The organism is Massilia sp. (assembly GCF_031995545.1).
In the GTDB taxonomy this organism is placed as follows: Bacteria; Pseudomonadota; Gammaproteobacteria; order Burkholderiales; family Burkholderiaceae_D; genus Telluria.
The window spans coordinates 117,214-135,595 of the sequence record NZ_DAMAGA010000001.1; the positions used below are offsets into that span (position 1 = coordinate 117,214).

The 18,382-nt window shown below is 66.5% G+C and carries 15 protein-coding genes; 7 read left to right on the forward strand and 8 right to left on the reverse strand.

Going from position 1 to position 18,382, the window contains the following annotated elements; genetic code table 11:
- Both RTQ83_RS00590 and RTQ83_RS00595 read left to right on the forward strand, forming a co-directional pair.
- Positions 1-537 carry a post-PEP-CTERM-1 domain-containing protein gene (locus RTQ83_RS00590; RefSeq protein WP_312510574.1) on the forward strand — a complete coding sequence of 179 codons (537 nt, stop codon included), beginning with the start codon at positions 1-3 and terminating at the stop codon, positions 535-537.
- Entirely contained in the window at positions 524-2,017 is a 1,494-nt protein-coding gene (locus tag RTQ83_RS00595) for a PA domain-containing protein (protein ID WP_312510575.1), read from the forward strand. The genes RTQ83_RS00590 and RTQ83_RS00595 overlap by 14 nt, the downstream gene beginning before the upstream one ends.
- Positions 2,018-2,211: 194 nt before the next feature.
- On the opposite strand, the gene ppa is transcribed toward RTQ83_RS00595, so the two are convergent.
- The 6 genes from ppa to hemC form a co-directional block, all read right to left on the reverse strand.
- A complete protein-coding gene (gene ppa / locus RTQ83_RS00600) occupies positions 2,212-2,751 on the reverse strand; it encodes an inorganic diphosphatase (protein WP_312510577.1) in 540 nt (179 codons plus the stop codon).
- A 234-nt stretch (positions 2,752-2,985) separates the two neighbouring features.
- The gene (locus RTQ83_RS00605; protein ID WP_312510578.1) at positions 2,986-3,957 is read right to left on the reverse strand and encodes an IS110 family transposase; all 972 of its coding nucleotides are present in this window, start codon (positions 3,955-3,957) and stop codon (positions 2,986-2,988) included.
- Positions 3,958-4,300: 343 nt separating this feature from the next.
- On the reverse strand, positions 4,301-5,497 hold the full coding sequence (locus RTQ83_RS00610; protein WP_312510579.1) for a heme biosynthesis protein HemY: 1,197 nt from the start codon (positions 5,495-5,497) through the stop codon (positions 4,301-4,303).
- A gap of 27 nt (positions 5,498-5,524) precedes the next feature.
- Positions 5,525-6,850: a uroporphyrinogen-III C-methyltransferase gene (locus tag RTQ83_RS00615; protein ID WP_409456065.1), complete on the reverse strand. Its 1,326-nt coding sequence runs from the start codon at positions 6,848-6,850 to the stop codon at positions 5,525-5,527.
- The gene (locus RTQ83_RS00620) at positions 6,850-7,668 is read right to left on the reverse strand and encodes a uroporphyrinogen-III synthase (RefSeq protein ID WP_312510863.1); all 819 of its coding nucleotides are present in this window, start codon (positions 7,666-7,668) and stop codon (positions 6,850-6,852) included. The genes RTQ83_RS00615 and RTQ83_RS00620 overlap by 1 nt, the downstream gene beginning before the upstream one ends.
- Before the next feature lie 16 nt (positions 7,669-7,684).
- Positions 7,685-8,647 carry a hydroxymethylbilane synthase gene (gene hemC / locus RTQ83_RS00625; RefSeq protein ID WP_312510864.1) on the reverse strand — a complete coding sequence of 321 codons (963 nt, stop codon included), beginning with the start codon at positions 8,645-8,647 and terminating at the stop codon, positions 7,685-7,687.
- A 200-nt stretch (positions 8,648-8,847) separates the two neighbouring features.
- Between hemC and ppc the strand changes: the two genes are divergently transcribed.
- Complete coding sequence (gene ppc, locus RTQ83_RS00630; RefSeq protein ID WP_312510583.1) at positions 8,848-11,667, forward strand: phosphoenolpyruvate carboxylase; 2,820 nt, start codon at positions 8,848-8,850, stop codon at positions 11,665-11,667.
- A 72-nt stretch (positions 11,668-11,739) separates the two neighbouring features.
- Here the strand turns inward: ppc and rpoD are convergent, their stop codons facing one another.
- On the reverse strand, positions 11,740-14,115 hold the full coding sequence (gene rpoD, locus RTQ83_RS00635) for an RNA polymerase sigma factor RpoD (protein ID WP_312510865.1): 2,376 nt from the start codon (positions 14,113-14,115) through the stop codon (positions 11,740-11,742).
- Between the two features lie 194 nt (positions 14,116-14,309).
- Positions 14,310-14,510, reverse strand: coding sequence for a hypothetical protein (locus tag RTQ83_RS00640; RefSeq protein ID WP_312510584.1), 201 nt, complete (start codon positions 14,508-14,510; stop codon positions 14,310-14,312).
- 563 nt (positions 14,511-15,073) lie between these two features.
- Between RTQ83_RS00640 and RTQ83_RS00645 the strand changes: the two genes are divergently transcribed.
- The 4 genes from RTQ83_RS00645 (at position 15,074) to RTQ83_RS00660 (ending at position 18,380) form a co-directional block, all read left to right on the forward strand.
- Positions 15,074-15,667 carry a ProQ/FINO family protein gene (locus RTQ83_RS00645; protein ID WP_312510585.1) on the forward strand — a complete coding sequence of 198 codons (594 nt, stop codon included), beginning with the start codon at positions 15,074-15,076 and terminating at the stop codon, positions 15,665-15,667.
- Positions 15,668-15,744: 77 nt separating this feature from the next.
- Positions 15,745-16,293, forward strand: a complete 549-nt coding sequence (locus RTQ83_RS00650) for a 3'-5' exonuclease (RefSeq protein WP_312510866.1) — start codon at positions 15,745-15,747, stop codon at positions 16,291-16,293.
- Positions 16,294-16,389: 96 nt separating this feature from the next.
- Positions 16,390-17,115, forward strand: coding sequence for a cytochrome c4 (locus RTQ83_RS00655; protein ID WP_312510587.1), 726 nt, complete (start codon positions 16,390-16,392; stop codon positions 17,113-17,115).
- A complete protein-coding gene (locus RTQ83_RS00660; RefSeq protein ID WP_409456070.1) occupies positions 17,112-18,380 on the forward strand; it encodes a c-type cytochrome in 1,269 nt (422 codons plus the stop codon). Before RTQ83_RS00655 ends, RTQ83_RS00660 begins: the two co-directional genes overlap by 4 nt.
- The last annotated feature ends 2 nt before the right edge of the window (positions 18,381-18,382 follow it).

Here is an 18,382-nt window from a genome sequence, read left to right on the forward strand (position 1 = left end):
ATGCGAATCATTGCCCCATTAATCCTCCTGCCGCTGATGGTGCTGTGCCCGGCTGCCGGCGCGGCCGGCCAGGCACCGGCGTCACCTACGGTTCAGTCCGCTCCACAGAGCCCGGCGCAAAGTCCGGCGCACGGTTCATCCCAAAGCGCGGCCCACCCCCCCGCTTCGTCGCAACCCCAAAACACCGCCCCAGGCGCGGGCGCCAGTTCGTCCACAACGAGCGGCGCCCAAGGCCTGACCGTGGTGCGCGACGCCGAAACCGGCCGCCTGCGCGCCCCGACTCCGGACGAGATGCGTGCGCTGCAGCGCAAGGGTCCGGCAGCCCTGGCGGCGCCGGCACAGCCCACGATGATCACCGGAGCCGATGGCCGGCGCCACGTGCAGCTCGGCGAACGCGGCCTCGTGTACTCCGTGGTCAAGCGCGGCCCGGACGGCAAGCTCGACCAGCAATGCGTGCACGGCGCCGAAGCCGCCGGGCGCGTCCTCGCCCAACCCGCACCAGGCGCCGACCAGGAGGCTCGTCATGATCATCGCTAATCTCGCTGACGCCGGTAGCCCAAGCCTGTCCCGGATCGCCGCCCGCGCCAACGTCGGCGCCTGTGCCCGCGCGGCCGCCATCGTGCTGCTGGCCCTGGCGACATTCATCAACGTCGGTGCCGCGCGCGCCGCCACCATCGTGATCGTCAACCAGAACGCGGCCGGCGTCGGCTTCAACGACCCGACGCCGGCCGCGCCGGTGGGCGGCAACCCCGGCACCACGCTCGGCCAACAGCGTCTGAACGCGTTCCAGCGCGCGGCCGACATCTGGGGCGCGACCCTGACCAGCGACGTGCCGATCCGCATCGGGGCGTCATTCGTGCCGCTGGCCTGCGACACCACCGGCGCCGTGCTCGGTTCGGCCGGTGCCAACGAGATCTGGAGCGACTTCCCCAACGCACCGCGCGCCAATACCTGGTATCCGGCGGCGCTGGCCAGCAAGCTGCTCGGCCTCGACATCAGCGCGCCAACGGTGCCGCACATCATCGCGCGCTTCAATTCGCGGCTCGGCCTGTTCCCAGACTGCGTGCCCGGCCTGACCTTCTACCTCGGCTTCGACAACAACGCCGGCGACGGAATCGACCTGGTCACCGTGCTGCTGCACGAGATGGCGCACGGCCTGGGCTTCCAGACCTTCACCGATGACGAGACCGGTGCCCAGATCCTCGACATCCCGTCGGTCTGGGACCACTACCTGATCGACAACCGCACCGAACGCCTGTGGGTGCAGATGACCGATGCCGAACGGGTGGCTTCGGCCATCGCCTGGCGCGGCCTGTCGTGGAACGGCGCCAACGTCACCGCTGCCGTGCCCGCGGCCCTGGGACCGGCCTCGGTCCTGACCATCAGCGGCCCCAACGCGGGCGGCGCAGGCGGCAATTATGCGGTGGGCGACGCCACCTTCGGCGCCCCGGTCTCCAGCACGCCGCTGCGCGGCCAGCTGATGCCAGTGGTCGACCAGGGCAACGGCAATGGCCTTGCGTGCACGCCGCTGGATGCCACCAACACGCGCGCGGTGCGCGGCAACATCGCCCTGGTCGATCGCGGCAGCTGCGACTTCGTGGTCAAGGCGCGCAATGTCCAGGCCGCCGGCGCGATCGGCATGGTGCTGGCAGACGTCATGCCGGGCGAAGTGGCCGGGTTGCCGGGCATCGACCCGGCAATCACGATTCCGTCGGTGCGCATCACGCTGGCCGATGGCCAGACGCTGAAGGCTTCCCTGCAGCAGCGCTCGCGTACCCGCTCCGGCGTGGTGGCCCAGCTCGCCAGCGACGCTACCCGCCTGGCCGGCGCCGATGCCCAGCGGCGCATCCTGATGTACACGCCGAGCGTCAATTCGCCCGGCTCCTCGGTGTCGCACTACACCACCGAGGCGCGGCCGAACCAGCTGATGGAGCCGTCGATCAACGACGACCTGCCGCACGTGGTGACGCCGCCGCGCGACCTGACTTATCCGCTGCTGCGTGACATCGGCTGGTAGAGGATAAGCCGCGGCAAGCTGCGGCAAGCTGCGGCGAATTGCGTCCAGTTGAGCTGTGAGTGGCTGGCCCTGCAATCGCTACGGCCTGAAAAGACGAAAGCCGGCCGCCCTCGCGGGCGCCGGCTTCATCGGCTGCGGTGTGATGCAGGTCTCGGGCCAGGTCAGCCCCAAACTGCATCAAGCTCGCGTCTGGCTTACGCCTGGCCTTGCTTCTTGAACGCTTCCACGCCGTTGACCAGTTCGGCCTTGGCTTCATCAATGCCAGCCCAGCCTTCGATCTTGACCCACTTGCCTGGTTCCAGATCCTTGTAGTGTTCGAAGAAGTGCTGGATCTGCTTGACGCGCAGCTCTTCCAGGTCGTCCAGCGACTGGATCTTCTTGTACATCGGCAGGACTTTTTCGACCGGCACCGCGATCACTTTGGCGTCGCCGCCGCCGTCATCGGTCATCTTCAGCACGCCCAGCGCGCGGCAGCGCACCACCACGCCCGGCGGCAGCGGGAACGGGGTGATGACCAGCACGTCGCACGGATCGCCGTCGTCGGCGATGGTCTGCGGCACGTAGCCGTAGTTGCACGGATAGTGCATGGCGGTACCCATGAAGCGGTCGACGAAGATCGCGCCGCTGTCCTTGTCGACCTCGTACTTGACCGGGTCGGCGTTCATCGGGATTTCGATGATGACGTTGAAGTCGTTCGGCACGTCTTTGCCGGCTGGGACGTTATTCAGGCTCATGGATGGTCCTTGGTTGCTCAAGAGTCAATAATAGACCGACATTATAGCGAAACCGACATGGCCTGTGCGGGGAGCCCGTGGGCAATGGTGTGGCGGCGGTTGGCGGGGGTGTCAACGGTCGATTGGAGCACGGCCGGTCGAGTAGCGTTGCATATCTCCTGTCCACACGTCCAATCGCACCCGCTCAAACCCTCGACCCGCCACTAGCGTAGATACCGTCTTGCCCGTCAAGCCTTACATCGCAAATTTTGGATCGTAGGGCTTGCCGGAGTTGACGACGCCAAAGCATAGATGGGCGAGTTTGCGCATGGCAGCCCCGATGACAGCCATCTTCGATTTCCCTTTTGCCAACAAGCGCTCGCTGAGGGCTTTGATGTGAGGGTTCCAGCGCTTGGCGGTAACTGCGGGCAAGTACAGCACTTTACGCAAATGTGCTGGTCCAGTTTTCGACATACGGGGGCGGCTACGCACCGAAGAACCTGATTCCCATTGCACAGGCACCAGGCCGAGGTAAGCTGCAAGCTGCTCGGCACGCTCAAACGTTCGCTCTGCAAATAGCGCTGTCATATGGGCAGAAACCCGGGGGCCAACGCCGGGGATCGATTCGAGCAGCTCCTTGTTGTTGCGTAGATCTGGATCGTCGTCGATATGTTCAGCGATCATCTTTTCCAGTCGTTCCAGTTCTGCCTCGATAAAGGCAATGGACTGTGCAATCGAGGCTCTTACTTCCTCCGGCGCGTTGGCGAAATCGGTCGCCTCCTGGCGGTTTTGTTCGCGCTGCAAATCATCTGCCATGGCATCGCGCCTAGCCAGTAATGCTTTTAACCTGCGAGCTGATGCCGACGGTGGTTGCCATGGAGCTGGCTTTTGCGTCTCGCCGAAGCGAGCCAGTACCATGCTGTCTTGTTTGTCGGTCTTGGTTTTGACACCCATACCCTGTGCAAAAGCACGTAACTGCGCTGGGTTGACCAGTGAGACGATCAGGCCAGCATCGGCCAGGGCCAATGCAGCGCCTTCGTGATATACCCCAGTCGGCTCCATCACCACATGTGGCTTGGCCGCCTTCTGCTTGTCCAGCCATTCCAGCAGCTGAGCATGGCCAGCACGTGTATTCGGAATCGCTTTCGACTTCACTTTGCCGCTCGATGTGTCGAGCAACATGCAATCAAGCTTGGCTTTGGCAACGTCAACGCCCAGGTAAAACATAGACTCTCCTTGTGTTCTCGATCATCACACCCACTCTCCTTGTGCATACAGGGTCCAGGCCCTTGGCTACCGTCCAGTGTTTGGTATGGTGTGGGGAACGAGGTGAAGGGCTTGATCTACGCTACAAGGTCGAGCCTTAAGGGTTGGCACAAGCTGGCCTTCACCTCTATTGGTGGTAGCTAACCACCAATGAGAACAAGATACAAGGGTTGGCGGCTCTGCCGCCGACGCGTCGATTGTTAGCGGCTCCGATATCGCGCCGGATGATCTTGTGGCAAACGATCACCGCGTCGGCGGCGGAGCCGCCAACCCTACGATGAGCCGACTGTTCCGCGCCCCACCATCACAAAATACTGACCAGCGCACACTGCCGATAATGCTTCGCCGCCTCCTGCTCCTGCCCCAGCGCCTCGTGCATCTGCGCCAGCTTCAGATGCGCTTCGCGCACCATCGTCGCATCAAGCGCATCCGACAGCGCTTGCTCCAGATAACGCTGCGCCTTGCCCCACAGTTTCTGCTTCAGGCACAGCGCCCCCAGCGTCAGCGCCAGCTCCGCGTCCGCCGGACGCGACTTGCGCCACTGCTCGCAGCTTTCGATTTGCGCCAGCAAGGTCGGCGATCCGTACGGCCCGGCGGCGTCGCGGTAGGCGCGCACCACGCGCTCGTCCCACTCGGCCTTGAGCGACTCTTCGGCAATCGCGCGCGCCTCGTCATGCAAGCCGCGCGCGTTGAAGGCTTCGGCCGCGCGCGCCGCGATATACGGCACCGTGCGATCGGCCGCCGGCACGCCGGCCCAGGTGCGACGAACAGATTCGGCATCGTGGCCGCCCTCGCCCAACAGCGACTGGTAGGCCAGCTCGCGCAGGCGCTTGGCCAGGGCCGGATGCAGCGCCTTGCGCTTGTCGAGGATGCGCACCAGACGCAGCACCTCGGGCCAGTTGCGTGCCTGCTGGTTGGCCTTCATCGCCCATTGCAGCGCGTGGATGTGGCGCTGGCCGCTGGCGAACAGTTCGTCGACCGCCTGCAGCGCGGCGTCGTGCTGGTGGTCGTCGACCAGCAGTTCGGTCACCGTCATCAGGCGCGCGGTCTTGAGCGAGGCATCGTGGGCGACGCCGGCCAGCCAGGCGTCCCGCCGCGCCGGCTCGCGCATGCGGTGCGCGGCGCGCGCGCCGATCAGGGATGCCAGGCCCGCGTTCTCGGGCAGTTCGGCAGCGCGCATCGCGGCTTTCTCGGCATGCCCGAAGCGGCCTTCGAACAAGCCCTTCAGCGCGTCGCGCAAGCCTTTATTCCCTTCACGCTCGCGCTTGCGCTGACGATAGGCGGCGACCCGCTGCGGCATGCGCGCGGTGGCGTAGAACGCGCGCACCAGGCCGTACACGACGGCGAACAGCGCCACCAGCAGCACGATGAACAGGTTGAGCGACATGTCGATCCGGTACGGCGGATACGACAGCACCACATTGCCCGGATTGAAGCGCGCGGTCACGGCAATGCCGATGGCGGTGGCCATCAGCGCGACTAGCCAGAGGAGTAAACGCATGTTTTATCGCTTTGCTTTGTACATGACTTATTGCTTCGCTTTGTAGTTGCGCACGGCGTTCAGGCTGTCCGCCAGGGTCGGCATCTCGATCGTCAGGTTGTTGGCCTGCACCTGGCGCAGCGCGGCCTGGGCCGACTGGGTGACGCGGGCGCGCGTATCGAAATACTTGTTCAGCGTGGTCTGTGCAGTGGCGATGTCGTCGCGGAAGGTCGCCTCGTTGCGCGACAACAGCGCCAGGCGCGCGTTCAGCAGGCGCAGTTTCAGGTTCTCGCGCACGAAGAAGGCTTCCTGCGGCGACAGCATCAGCGCTTCGGGATGCTCGACGCTGCGCACCCGGATCAGCTGGCGCACATCGTCCCACATCTCCTGGCTCCACTGGCGCCAGGTCTGCAGCATGCGCTGGCCGACGCCGAGTGGCGGTTCGGCCGCGGCCTTGGTCGATGCGGCGGTGGCATCGGCCGCCTTGCGCGTGCTGCGCACCGGCGCCACCGGCAGCAGCGGCGTCTCGTCGGCCAGCATCGGCAGCGTATCGACCTGGCCGATCACGTTATCCAGGCGCAGCGCCACGCCGGCCAGGTCCACCGCCGGCATGCCTTTCAGTTTTTCGATGTCGGACGCGATCGCGCGCCGGATCGACAGGAACTGCGGCGTGTCCGCGCGCGACACCGCGCGGTCGGCGTTCTGCAGCGCGATCAGCGCGCCCTGCACGTTGCCGGCCAGTTGCAGCTGCTGGCTGGCGGTGGACAGCACCTGTTCGATTTCCGACAGCGCCCACTCGTCGCGGTTCTGCGACAGGTCCTTGTACAGCTGCTCGAGCGCCAGTTGCTGGCTTTGCGCCTCGCTCTGGCGGCTTTCCAGCACCCCGACCTTGATCTGCAATTCCTTCGACTGGTCCGCCACGTCGCGCGCCAGCGCCGCCGTCTCGGCGTTCACCGCATTGCCCTTCTGGAGCGAGCGCGCCATGTCCTGGCGCAGCGAATTGATGCGGTTGTGCGAGGAGATGGTCTGCACCGCCAGCAGCACGGCCAGCGCAATCACGGCCAGCGGCAGCGGCTTGGTCAAACGGTCGACCAGGCCGGCCCGGCCCGGCCCGCCCATGCGCGGCGCCGACACCGCCGGCGGCAAGCCAGCGGGAGGCAGGCCGCCGCCAGCGCCAGCCGAGGACGCGCCCGCAGCCGACGACGCACTGGAAGCACCTGGAGTACCTGAGGCACCCGGAGCGCTGGAGGCACCCGCGGCACCCGACGCACCATTGGCGCCAGGCGGCACGACGGCACCTTCCGGCTTGTGGAGACTCGGCGCCCCGGCGCCCGGCAACTGCGGTTGGTCTGGATTGTTCGGCAATTCGTTCATTATTGTGATTGTAACGCTGCTAATAGGCGTGCATCGCCCGATCCGGTCTCGGTCACCCGGGTGAATCCCAACGCGCGCGCGGTGGCGGCAATGCGCGCGTGCGGCACGATCAGGCGCTGCGCGCGCAGCGCGTCCGTTGCGGCCATCGTCGCGCCGGCCGCATCCAGCTGGCCGGCCAGCCCCGCCAGGCCGCGCAGGGCTTCCGAGCTCGTGATTATCCAGTCGTTTTGCCGCGCCAGCAAGACGCGCAACCGTGCGCGCAACGCCTCGTCCAGTAGCGGCACGCTACGCCGGTAGGCGGCTATGGCTTCGACTCTTGCCCCGGCCGCGCGCAGCGCGTCGGCCAGCAGTTCGCGTCCGCCGTCGCCGCGCACGATCAGCACGCGGCGTCCGGCCAATGACGCCAGATCGAGACTGGCCAGCAGATGTTCCGAATCGCTGTGCGCGCTGTCGGCCGGGCTGAAGATGGTGTACTGCGGGCTGGCCACGCCATGGCGCGCCAGTGCCGCGCGGCTGCCCTCACCCACGATCGCGAGCGGCACACTCGCCGGCCAGTCTTCAATCTGGCCGAACGCCGCATCGATCGCATTCGGCGACACGAAAGCGACCAGCGCCGCCGCGTCTCCCGGTGTCTCCAGCGCCACTAACGCCGCGCGCAATGGCGCCGGATCGTCGACCGGCGCGATCTGCAGCAGCGGCAGCACCACTGTCTCGCGCCCGAGCGCCGTCACCGCCTGCGCCAGCGCGTCGGCCTGCTGGCGCGGACGCGTGATGACGACCGGCGGCCCGCTCACATCGGCGGGCGCTCCTTCATGCATCGATGCCGGCCGCAGCTCAGGCATCCTTGGCGGCTTCCTGGCGGCAGGCCGCCAGAATCGCATTGGCGTCCTGCTGCGCCAGCAGCTCGGACACCTGTTCGCCCAGGTATTCCGGCTGCACCGCCGGACCCGAGACTTCGGCATGCGCGCTGCGCAGGCCGTCCGGCGTAGCAACCATCGCGCGCAGGCGCATCTGGCCATCCTGCACGGTGGCGAAGGCCGCCAGCGGGATCTGACAGCTGCCGCCGAAGATGCGCGACACCTTGCGCTCGGCCATGACGGCGCTGGCGGTGTCGACGTGGTTCAGCGGCGCCAGCACGGCGCGCATGTCGACGCCGTCGCTGCGCGTGCCGCTCAGGATCTCGATCGCCATCGCGCCCTGGCCGGCCGCCGGCAGGCTCAGTTCCGGTTCCAGTACGGCGCGGATGCGGCTCTCCAGGCCCAGGCGTTTCAGGCCGGCGGCGGCCAGAATGATGGCCGCGTAGTCGCCGCGATCGAGCTTGCCCAGGCGCGTATCGAGATTGCCGCGCAGCGGCTGAATCACCAGGTGCGGATAGCGCGCCGCGATCAGGGCCTGGCGGCGCAGGCTGCTGGTGCCGACCACGGCGCCCGCAGGCAGCTCGTCCAGGCCGGCGTAGTCGTTCGAGACAAACGCGTCGCGCGGATCTTCGCGTTCCAGCACGGCGGCCAGCTCGAAGCCCTCCGGCAGTTCCATCGGCACGTCCTTGAGCGAGTGCACCGCCAGGTCGGCGCGGCCCTCGGCCATGGCGACTTCGAGCTCCTTCACGAACAGGCCCTTGCCGCCGACCTTGGACAGGGTACGGTCGAGGATCTGGTCGCCGCGTGTTGTCATTCCGAGAATTTCGACGCTACATTCTGGATATAATGCCGCGAGCCGGTCGCGTACGTGCTGCGCCTGCCACATGGCCAGGCGGCTCTCGCGCGATGCGATGATCAGTTTTAGCGGCGCCAGTTTAATCGGCGCCGGCGCAGAAGCCTGACCGGAAGCTTGTTCAGTAGCTGTTTCAGTAACGTTTAACACGGATTCTTTCACTGTCGTCGGGCCGATCCGGACGATGCCAGTTTCGGCCCCTGCATAAGATCATAAATTTTAGCATGGGGGCACCTTGCAGATCGTGGCCACCCGCCATCGCACTTACACTTTAACTTGTGGTCGATATGGACAATCCAGCTGTAGTTTCAGATGTAACCGCCGGCGCCGACAAGGACGCGCCGCTGAAAGAAGACATCCGCCTGCTCGGCCGCCTGCTCGGCGACGTGCTGCGCGACCAGGAAGGCGAAGCGGTGTTCGACATCGTCGAGACCATCCGCCAGACCGCCGTGCGCTTCCGGCGCGACGCCGATCGCGACGCGGGCAAGGAACTGACCGACCTGCTGCATGCGCTCACGCGCGACCAGACCATCTCGGTGGTGCGCGCCTTCTCCTACTTCTCGCACCTGGCCAACATCGCCGAAGACCAGCACCACAACCGCCGCCGCCGCGCCCACCTGCTGGCCGGCTCGGCGCCGCGCGCCGGCAGCATCGGCCACGCGCTGGGCAAGCTGAAGGAAGCCGGCGTGGGCCAGGACACGGTCGAGGAATTCTTCCGCGACGCCCTGATCTCGCCGGTGCTCACCGCCCACCCGACCGAGGTGCAGCGTAAGAGCATCCTCGACGCCGAGCACGACATCGCGCGCCTGCTGGCCGAACGCGACCTGCCACAGACGCCCAAGGAACGCCAGCGCAACGAACAGCTCCTGCACGCGCGCATCGCCACCCTGTGGCAGACGCGCATGCTGCGCTACTCCAAGCTCACCGTGGCCGACGAGATCGACAACGCCCTGTCCTACTACCGCATCACCTTCCTGCGTGAAGTCCCCGCGCTGTACGACGACATCGAGGCCGAGATCGCCGAGCAGTACGGCGCCGCCAGCGAGCAGACCGCACATGCTTCGTTCCTGCAGATGGGCAGCTGGATCGGCGGCGACCGTGACGGCAATCCGAACGTCAACGCCGACACCATGCGCCACGCGCTGACGCGCCAGTCGACCACCATCCTCGACTTTTATCTGGACGAAGTGCACGCGCTCGGCGCCGAGCTGTCGGCATCGACCCTGCTGGTCGAAGTCAGCCCGGCCCTCGAAACGCTGGCCGAAAACTCGCCCGACAATTCGCCGCATCGCAGCGACGAGCCATACCGGCGCGCCCTGATCGGCATCTACGCGCGCCTGGCCGCCACCGCGCGCGAACTGGGCGTCGGCCACATCCTGCGCCGCGAAGTCGGCCACGCCGCGCCCTACCTCGATCCGGAACTATTCGCGGCCGACCTCGAAGTGCTGGCCGAGTCGCTGCGCCAAAATCACGGCGCGGTGCTGATCCAGCCACGCCTGGCCGGCGTGCTGCGCGCGGCGCGCATCTTCGGCTTCCACCTGGCCTCGCTCGACATGCGCCAGAGTTCGGACATCCACGAACGCGTGCTGGCCGAGCTGTTCGCGCGCGCCGGCGTCGAACAGGATTACGCCGCACTGTCGGAGGAAGACAAACGCGCCCTGCTGCTCAAGGAACTCGAGCAGCCGCGTCCCCTGTTCTCGCCTTACGAGACCTATGGCGACGAGACCAATTCCGAGCTCGCCATCCTGCGCACCGCGCGCGACATCCGCCTGCGCTACGGCCCGCGCGCGATCCGCAACTACATCATCTCGCACACCGAGACCGTGTCCGACCTGCTCGAGGTCCTGCTGCTGCAAAAGGAAACGGGCCTGATGCGGGTGCATTTAGGGGGAAATTCGGGCACCAACGATGCGATGGTGATCCCGCTGTTCGAAACCATTCCGGATTTGCAGCGCGCCGCCGCCATCATGGACGAGTGGATGGCGCTGCCGCTGGTGGCCAGCGTGATCGAGAAACAGGGACAGCTGCAGGAAGTCATGCTCGGCTACTCCGACTCGAACAAGGACGGCGGCTTCCTGACCTCGAACTGGGAGCTGTACCAGGCCGAGCTCAAACTGGTGGAAGTGTTCAAACAGCGCCAGGTCAAGCTGCGTCTGTTCCACGGCCGTGGCGGCACGGTGGGCCGTGGCGGCGGCCCGAGCTACGACGCGATCCGCGCCCAGCCACCGGGCACCGTCAACGGCCAGATCCGCCTGACCGAACAGGGCGAGATCATCGCCTCCAAATTCTCGAACGCCGAGATCGGCCGGCGCAACCTGGAACTGCTGGTATCGGCCACGCTGGAGGCGAGCCTGACACCGCCGTCCGGCAACGGCGCACATGCCGAGCAGCTGGCACGCTTCGAAGCCATCATGGCCGAACTGTCGAACCGGGCCTACAAGGCTTATCGCGACCTGGTGTACGAGACGCCGGGCTTCACCGACTACTTCTTCGCCGCCACGCCGATCGCCGAGATCGCAGAACTGAATTTGGGTTCGCGTCCTGCCTCACGCAAGTCGACGCGCCGCATCGAAGACCTGCGCGCGATTCCGTGGGGCTTCTCGTGGGGCCAGTGCCGCTTGCTGCTGCCGGGCTGGTACGGGTTCGCGTCGAGCGTCAAGGGCTGGCTGGAAGAGGATCGCGAGGCGCGACTGGAAGAACTGCGCACGATGTTCAAGGAGTGGCCGTTCTTTGCGACGCTGCTGTCGAACATGGACATGGTGCTGGCCAAGACCGATCTCGCGATCGCCTCGCGCTATGCGGGGCTGGTGGCGGACGAGGAGCTGCGCGAGCGCATCTTCCGCCGTATCGTGGACGAGCATGGCGAAACGATCCGCTGCCTGGAAGCGATCACCGGGGCCAGCGAGCGGCTGGCCGGCAATCCGCTGCTGGCGCGTTCGATCCAGAACCGGTTTGCGTATCTCGATCCGCTCAATCACTTGCAGGTGGAGCTGATTCATCGTCGCCGTGCGTTGACGGGCGACCCGGAGAAGGCCGATCCGCGCGTGCACCGCGGGATTCACTTGTCGATCAATGGGGTGGCGGCGGGTCTGCGCAACACCGGCTGATCGCAACCAACCCTACAAAAAAACCGCCCGGCTTGCACCGGGCGGTTCTTTTACATCCACACAACCGTTGAATTACTGGTTGTGCAGGAACGTCTTCAGCTTGTCCGAACGCGACGGCTGACGCAGCTTGCTCATCGCCTTCGCCTCGATCTGACGAATGCGCTCACGCGTCACGTCAAACTGTTTACCCACTTCTTCCAGCGTGTGGTCGTTCGACATCTCGACGCCGTAACGCATACGCAGCACCTTGGCTTCGCGCGGGGTCAGCGAGTCCAGCACTTCCTTGATCACGTTGCGCATCGAGGCGTGCAGCGCCGCGTCCAGCGGGGCCAGGGTCGCGTTGTCTTCGATGAAGTCGCCCAGCTGCGAATCGCCGTCCTCGCCCATCGGGGTTTCCATCGAAATCGGCTCTTTCGCGATCTTCATGATCTCGCGGACCTTGTTCTCTGGCATTTCCATCTTCGCAGCCAGGGTCGGCAGATCCGGCTCGGAACCGGTTTCCTGCATGATCTGGCGCGAGATGCGGTTCATCTTGTTGATGGTTTCGATCATGTGCACCGGCACGCGGATGGTACGCGCCATGTCCGCGATCGAGCGCGTGATCGCCTGGCGGATCCACCAGGTCGCATAGGTCGAGAACTTGTAGCCGCGACGGTACTCGAACTTGTCGACCGCCTTCAGCAGACCGATATTGCCTTCCTGGATCAGATCCAGGAACTGCAGCCCGCGGTTGATGTATTTCTTCGCGATCGAGATCACCAGACGCAGGTTGGCCACCGTCATTTCGCGCTTGGCCTGACGGGCGCGCTTCTCGCCGGCCGCCATCTGCTTGTTGATCTTGCGCAGGTCGGCCAGCGGCAGCGCCACGCGCGCCTGCAGGTCGATCATGCGCTGCTGCAGTTCCTTGATCGCCGGCAGGTTACGGCTCAGCACCGCGCTGTACGGATAGGCGCAGTCGACTTCGCGGTCGCCCCATTGCAGGTCGGTCTCGTTGCCCGGGAAAACCTTGATGAAGTGGGCGCGCGGCATGCCGCAGCGGTTCACGCAGATGTCCAGCACGGCGCGCTCGATCGAACGCACTTCGTCCATCTGGCCGCGCAGGGTGTCGCACAGCTTCTCGACCACTTTCGCGGTGAAGCGGATACCCAGCAGCTCGTACGAGATGATTTCCTGTGCTTCGTTGTAGTTGTCCGAACCGTAGCCTTCGGTCTTGAAGGCGTGGCCCATGCGGTCGAACTGCTTTTCGATCAGCGAGAACTTTTCCAGCGCGCTCTTGCGCAGCTGGGCCAGCTGCTCGGCCGAGTAGCCGGCCGCGGCGCCGCCGGCGTTACCGCCTTCTTCTTCCTCTTCCTCGATCTCTTCTTCTTCCTCTTCCTCGTCGTCCGAGGAAGCGGCGGCCGCGGCAGCGACGCTGGCGGCCGGCGGCGTGGTGTCGCTCTGGTCGACGAAGCCGTCCACCACGTCGTCGATCTTCAGCTCGTCGCTGGCGATCTTGTGCGACAGGGCGATGATTTCCGAGATCGTGGTCGGGCAGGCCGAAATCGCCTGCACCATGTCTTTCAGGCCCTGCTCGATGCGCTTGGCGATCTCGATCTCGCCTTCGCGGGTCAGCAGCGACACCGCGCCCATTTCACGCATGTACATGCGCACCGGGTCGGTGGTGCGGCCGAAGTCCGAGTCGACCGTCGACAGCGCGGTGGCGGCAGCAGCTTCCACTTCGTCTTCGCTGGTCGGCGTCACGGCCTGGTCCGACAGCAGCATCATTTCCGCTTCCGGGGCGCGCTCGTAGACCGCGATGCCCATGTCGTTGAAGGTCGCGATGATGCCTTCGATCGCTTCCGGATCGATGATGTTTTCCGGCAGGTGGTCGTTGATCTCGGCATGGGTCAGGTAGCCGCGCTCCTTGCCCATGTTGATCAGGTTCTTCAGCTGCTGGCGGCGCTTTTCCAGTTCCGCTTCCGAGAAGCCGGCTTCGTTGAGCAAGCCCAGACCCTTGGCCTTGCGCTCGCGCGCCTTCGAGGCCGCCTTCATTTCGGCGCGCTCGACCGCGTTCAGCGCCGCGACTTCGTCGTTCTCCGGCACGAATTCGCTTGGCTTACGGCCACGGCGGCCCGGCACCTTCACCTGCGGCAGCAGGTAGCCCGAGGTGTCGATCGCAGCCAGCGCGGCGGCGTCGGTGGTCTTGCTGACGGCGCCGACGGCGCTCGCCGGCACCGCCGGGGCGACCGCCTGAACGGCGTCGACGCGGCGCGCGGTGCGGGTGCGCACGACTTTCGGCGCAGCTTCGGCTGCGGCTGCGGCTTCGACCGGGGCGGCGGCGGCGGCGACAGGCGCCGCTTCAGTCTCGGCCGCGGCCGGCGCTTCGGCGCCATCGAGCTTGAGGCCGGCCAGGCGGCCGCGCTTGCGCACGATCACCGGCGGCGCGGCCGGCTTGGCCTGCGCCGGCATGTAGTCTTCGATCGCATCGGCAGTCTCGGCCACCGCTTCGGTGGCGGCCGGCGCGGCCGGTTCGGCGGCGGCTTCCGGCGCCGCTGCCTGCTCGGCGACCGGAGCGGGAGCCGGCTCGGCCTCGAACGCCGCGACTGGCTCCTGGACCACGGGCTCGTCGACAACCGGCGCCTGCGCCGCCGCCTCGGGCGCCACTACCTGGCCCGCGGCCAGGATGGCGTCGGCTTGCGCTTCAGCGTCGCCAGGCGCGAGCGGGTCTTGACCACCGTCACCTTGGCCGCCGCTTCCGTTTCGAGGAAGTAGGAGGTCGCGGTTTTCGGCACTGCCAGCGGCGCCGAAGTCTTGGCCGGCGCTTTTTTCGCTGTCAGTGTCAATGTCTTGGCGGTGTTCTTCATAACTTAAAACTCTCCAGTCGAGGCCAGTTGCGGCGCCTGCGAAGTCAAATATCCAGCGGGACCCGCGTACGGGCCCTGGGAAAAGGGGAACGGAAGTGGCCCTACCTAAGGGCGGACATGCTGGACTTCAAGCACGACTTTTCCGGTGGCCGCGCGGGAATGCTGAAACTGGGCAGCGGGCGGCGGGAAAATGGTCGGTGTTCAAAGTCGTGCTGTACATGTCGGAACGAAAAAAAGCCCGCTGATACGGGCTTGCGTCTATTTTTCTAGAAGAATAGAGGGAGGCGATATTATGCCCCATTGCAAGTTTTGGTGATAATTGCGATATCCGATATCGGATATAAACAATTCGCATATGGCAACCTGCCTGGGGCTCCCTCCTCCGCTTCAGGAGGTCTGCGCCGGCGCAAGCCAAACGCAAGGCAAGGGGCGGATCATACACGATTTCGCGTGGGTCTGCTCAGCCGGCGCGTGAGCTTTACCAACATTTATAATTGGAACTAGTACAATGCGCGCCCAAGCGCCGTGCTATCCTTCGCTTTCCTGTTCTTACCATGAAGTCAATGAATAACATTACCCCTGCAGAGTCCGTCGATACCAACGCCACGCCCGAGGCGCAACAAGCCCCAGCGGCGCCGGCAACCGAAGCCGCTCCGGCCTCGGCATCGGCAGCTGCAGCACCTGAAGCAAACGAGGCGCAACCGGCCGACGAAGCCGCACCTGCAGCTGCAGCCGCGCAGCCTGCCAAGGCTGCCGGCGCCGGCCTGTCGCCGCGCGCCCTGCTCAAGCAACTGCAGCAGGACTTCCCGGCCTTCCGCGACTGCCTGCCGCTGTCGATCGGCATCGACAAGCAGCTGCTGGCGCGCATGCCGGGCCTGGACCGCAAGGTGATGCGCGCCGCCCTCGGCATCCACACCGGCTCGATGCGCTACCTGCGCGCCATGGAAAAAGCCAAGGTGCGCTATGACCTGGACGGCACCGCCGGCGCCGAAGTGCCGGACACCCACCGCGCCCACGCCAAGGAACAGCTGCAGCAGCGCTTCAAGAAGGAAGCCGAGCGCAAGAAGGCCGAGCGCGACGCCGCCGCGGCCGAGGAAGCGAACCGCCTGCGCCAAGAAAAACTGCAGGCGCTGGCGTCCAAGTTCTCGAAGAATTGAGCACGCCCAGCCCGGCAACCGCTCCGGCAGCCGCGACGGCGCCGGAAGACGACCTGCCCCCGTACGTCGGCATCTCGATGGCCGACGTGCGCCTGGTGCGCAGCGAGCGCGATGCCGCCGACGCGCTGGCGGCCCTGATGGCCGCCGACACGATCGGCTTCGACACCGAATCCAAGCCGACTTTCGCCAAGGGCGAAGTCTCGACCGGTCCGCACCTGGTGCAGCTGTCCACCGACGATGTCGCATGGCTGTTCCAGACCGCAACCCCGGCCGGCAACGCGCTGGCGATCCCGGTATTGAAACCGGTGCTGGAAGCGGAAACGATCCTGAAGGTCGGTTTTGGCCTGGGCGACGATGTGCGCCGCCTGCGCGCCAAGTTCGGCGTCGAGATCCGCAACGTGCTGGATCTGTCGACGGCGCTGCGCCGGCGCGGCGAGCGCAACCCGCTCGGTGCCAAGAGCGCGGTGGCGCGTTTTCTCGGCCAGAAGCTGCAGAAGTCGAAGCGCATCACCACCACCAACTGGTCGCTGCCGCGCCTGAGCGAACAGCAGCTTAAATACGCCGCCGACGACGCTCATGCGGCGCTGCGCATCTACCGTCACTGGCGCGCCAATCCGCCGGCGTAATCTTTCCATGCCGGCCGCATAAGCTGGCCGCATCAGGCCCGCGCGGCCGCCGAATGGCGTTATCATTCTCACCATCTTCGCTGCAGGTGAGATTCCATGAGATCGCGATGCTGGTCCGCTGCCCTCCTCGTTGCCGCCGTATTCACCGGCGCACCGGCATCTTCCGCTCCACAGCAAACCGTTCCTGACACGCTCGACCAGCGCCTGCTCGCCTGCGCCACCTGCCATGCGCGCGTCGACGCGCGCGGCAATCCGGTCAACGACAGCTTCTTCCCGCGCATCGGCGGTAAACCTGCCGGCTACCTGTACCACCAGCTGCTCAACTTCCGCGACGGACGGCGCCAGTATCCGCTGATGACCTACCTGGTCGAGCACCTGCCCGACGCCTACCTGCGCGAGATCGCCGAGCACTTCGCGGCGCAGCCGCCGACCGTTCTGCAGAACGTGCTGCAGCCCCCCGGCGCCGCGCAAGCGCTGCCGCGCGGACGCCAGCTCGCGCTCGAAGGCGACGCCGCGCGCGGCATTCCGGCCTGCGTCGCCTGCCACGGCGCGCGCCTGACCGGCGTGCGTCCCGCGATCCCCGGCCTGCTCGGCCTGCCGCGCGACTACGTCAACGCGCAGTTCGGCGCCTGGCGCAACGGCGCGCGCAAAGCGCATGCGCCGGACTGCATGGCCGCGATCACGGCGCGCATGTCGCTCGAAGACGTGGCCGCCGTCGCCGGCTGGCTGGCGGCGCAGCCGATGCCGGGCGACCCGACGCCGGCGGCAGCCAACGAGCGCCCCTTGCCGCTGGCATGCGGCAGCGTCAGGCCGGCGCGATGAAGCCGCTGCGTAGCGCCGTCCTCATCATCCTGGCGTTGCTGGCGCTGGCGACCCTGCTGGCTTGGCCGCGCGAGCAGCACGTGCCGGCCGGTTCGCCCGCCGCCTGGGCCTCGACGCCGGACAACATCGCGCGTGGCGCCTACCTGGCGCGCGCCGGCGACTGCATCGCCTGCCACACCGCGCGCGGCGGTGCGGCCTATGCCGGCGGGCGCGCGATCGACACGCCGTTCGGCCGCTTCTATGGCCCCAACCTGACGCCGGACCGCGCCACCGGCATCGGCGACTGGAGCGCGGACGATTTCTGGAACGCCCTGCACAACGGCATCGCACGTGACGGCCGCCTGCTGTATCCTGCCTTCCCCTACACGAACTACACCAGGGTCACGCGCGCCGATTCGGACGCCCTGTTCGCCTACTTCAGGAGCCTGCCGCCGCAACGGCAACCGAACCGCGCGCACGAACTACGCTTCCCCTACAACCAGCAAATCATGCTGGCCGGCTGGCGCCTGCTGTACTTCCGCCCCGGCGTGTACGAAGCGCAGCCGGCGCGCGGACCTGACTGGAACCGCGGCGCCTACCTGGTCGATGGACTGGGCCATTGCAGCGCATGCCACAGCACGCGCAACCGCTTCGGCGCCGGCGGCGATGGCCTGGACGGGGGCCTGATCGCCACACTCGGCTGGTATGCGCCGTCGCTGACGTCGAACAGCGAGGCCGGCCTGGGCGGCTGGGATCGTGAACACATCGTGGAACTGCTCGGCACCGGCATTTCTCCGCGCGGCTCGGCCACCGGTCCGATGGCCGAGGTGGTGGCGCGCAGCCTGCAGCACCTGACGCCGCAGGACCTGGGCGCGATGGCGGGCTATCTGAAGTCGCTGCCCGCCACGCAAGCCGCTCCGCCCGATCCCGGTCCGCCGCTGGGCGAACAGGTGCTGGCCGAGGGCCGCCGCATCTACGAAACGCGCTGCGCCGACTGCCACGGCCTCGATGGCAAGGGCTGGGCGCCGGCCTATCCGCCGCTGGCCGGCAACCGCGCGGTGACCATGACGCCGGCCGTGAACGCGATCCGGATGACGATCAACGGCGGCTTCCCGCCCGGCACGCGCGGCAATCCACGGCCGTACGGCATGCCGCCCTTCGGCCACGAACTCGATGATGCGCAAGTAGCGGCGGTCCTGAGCTGGATCCGGCGCAGCTGGGGCAATGCCGCGCCGGCCGTATCGAGCACGGAAGTCAACCGCCACCGCGCGCCGCCGGTGGACTAGCC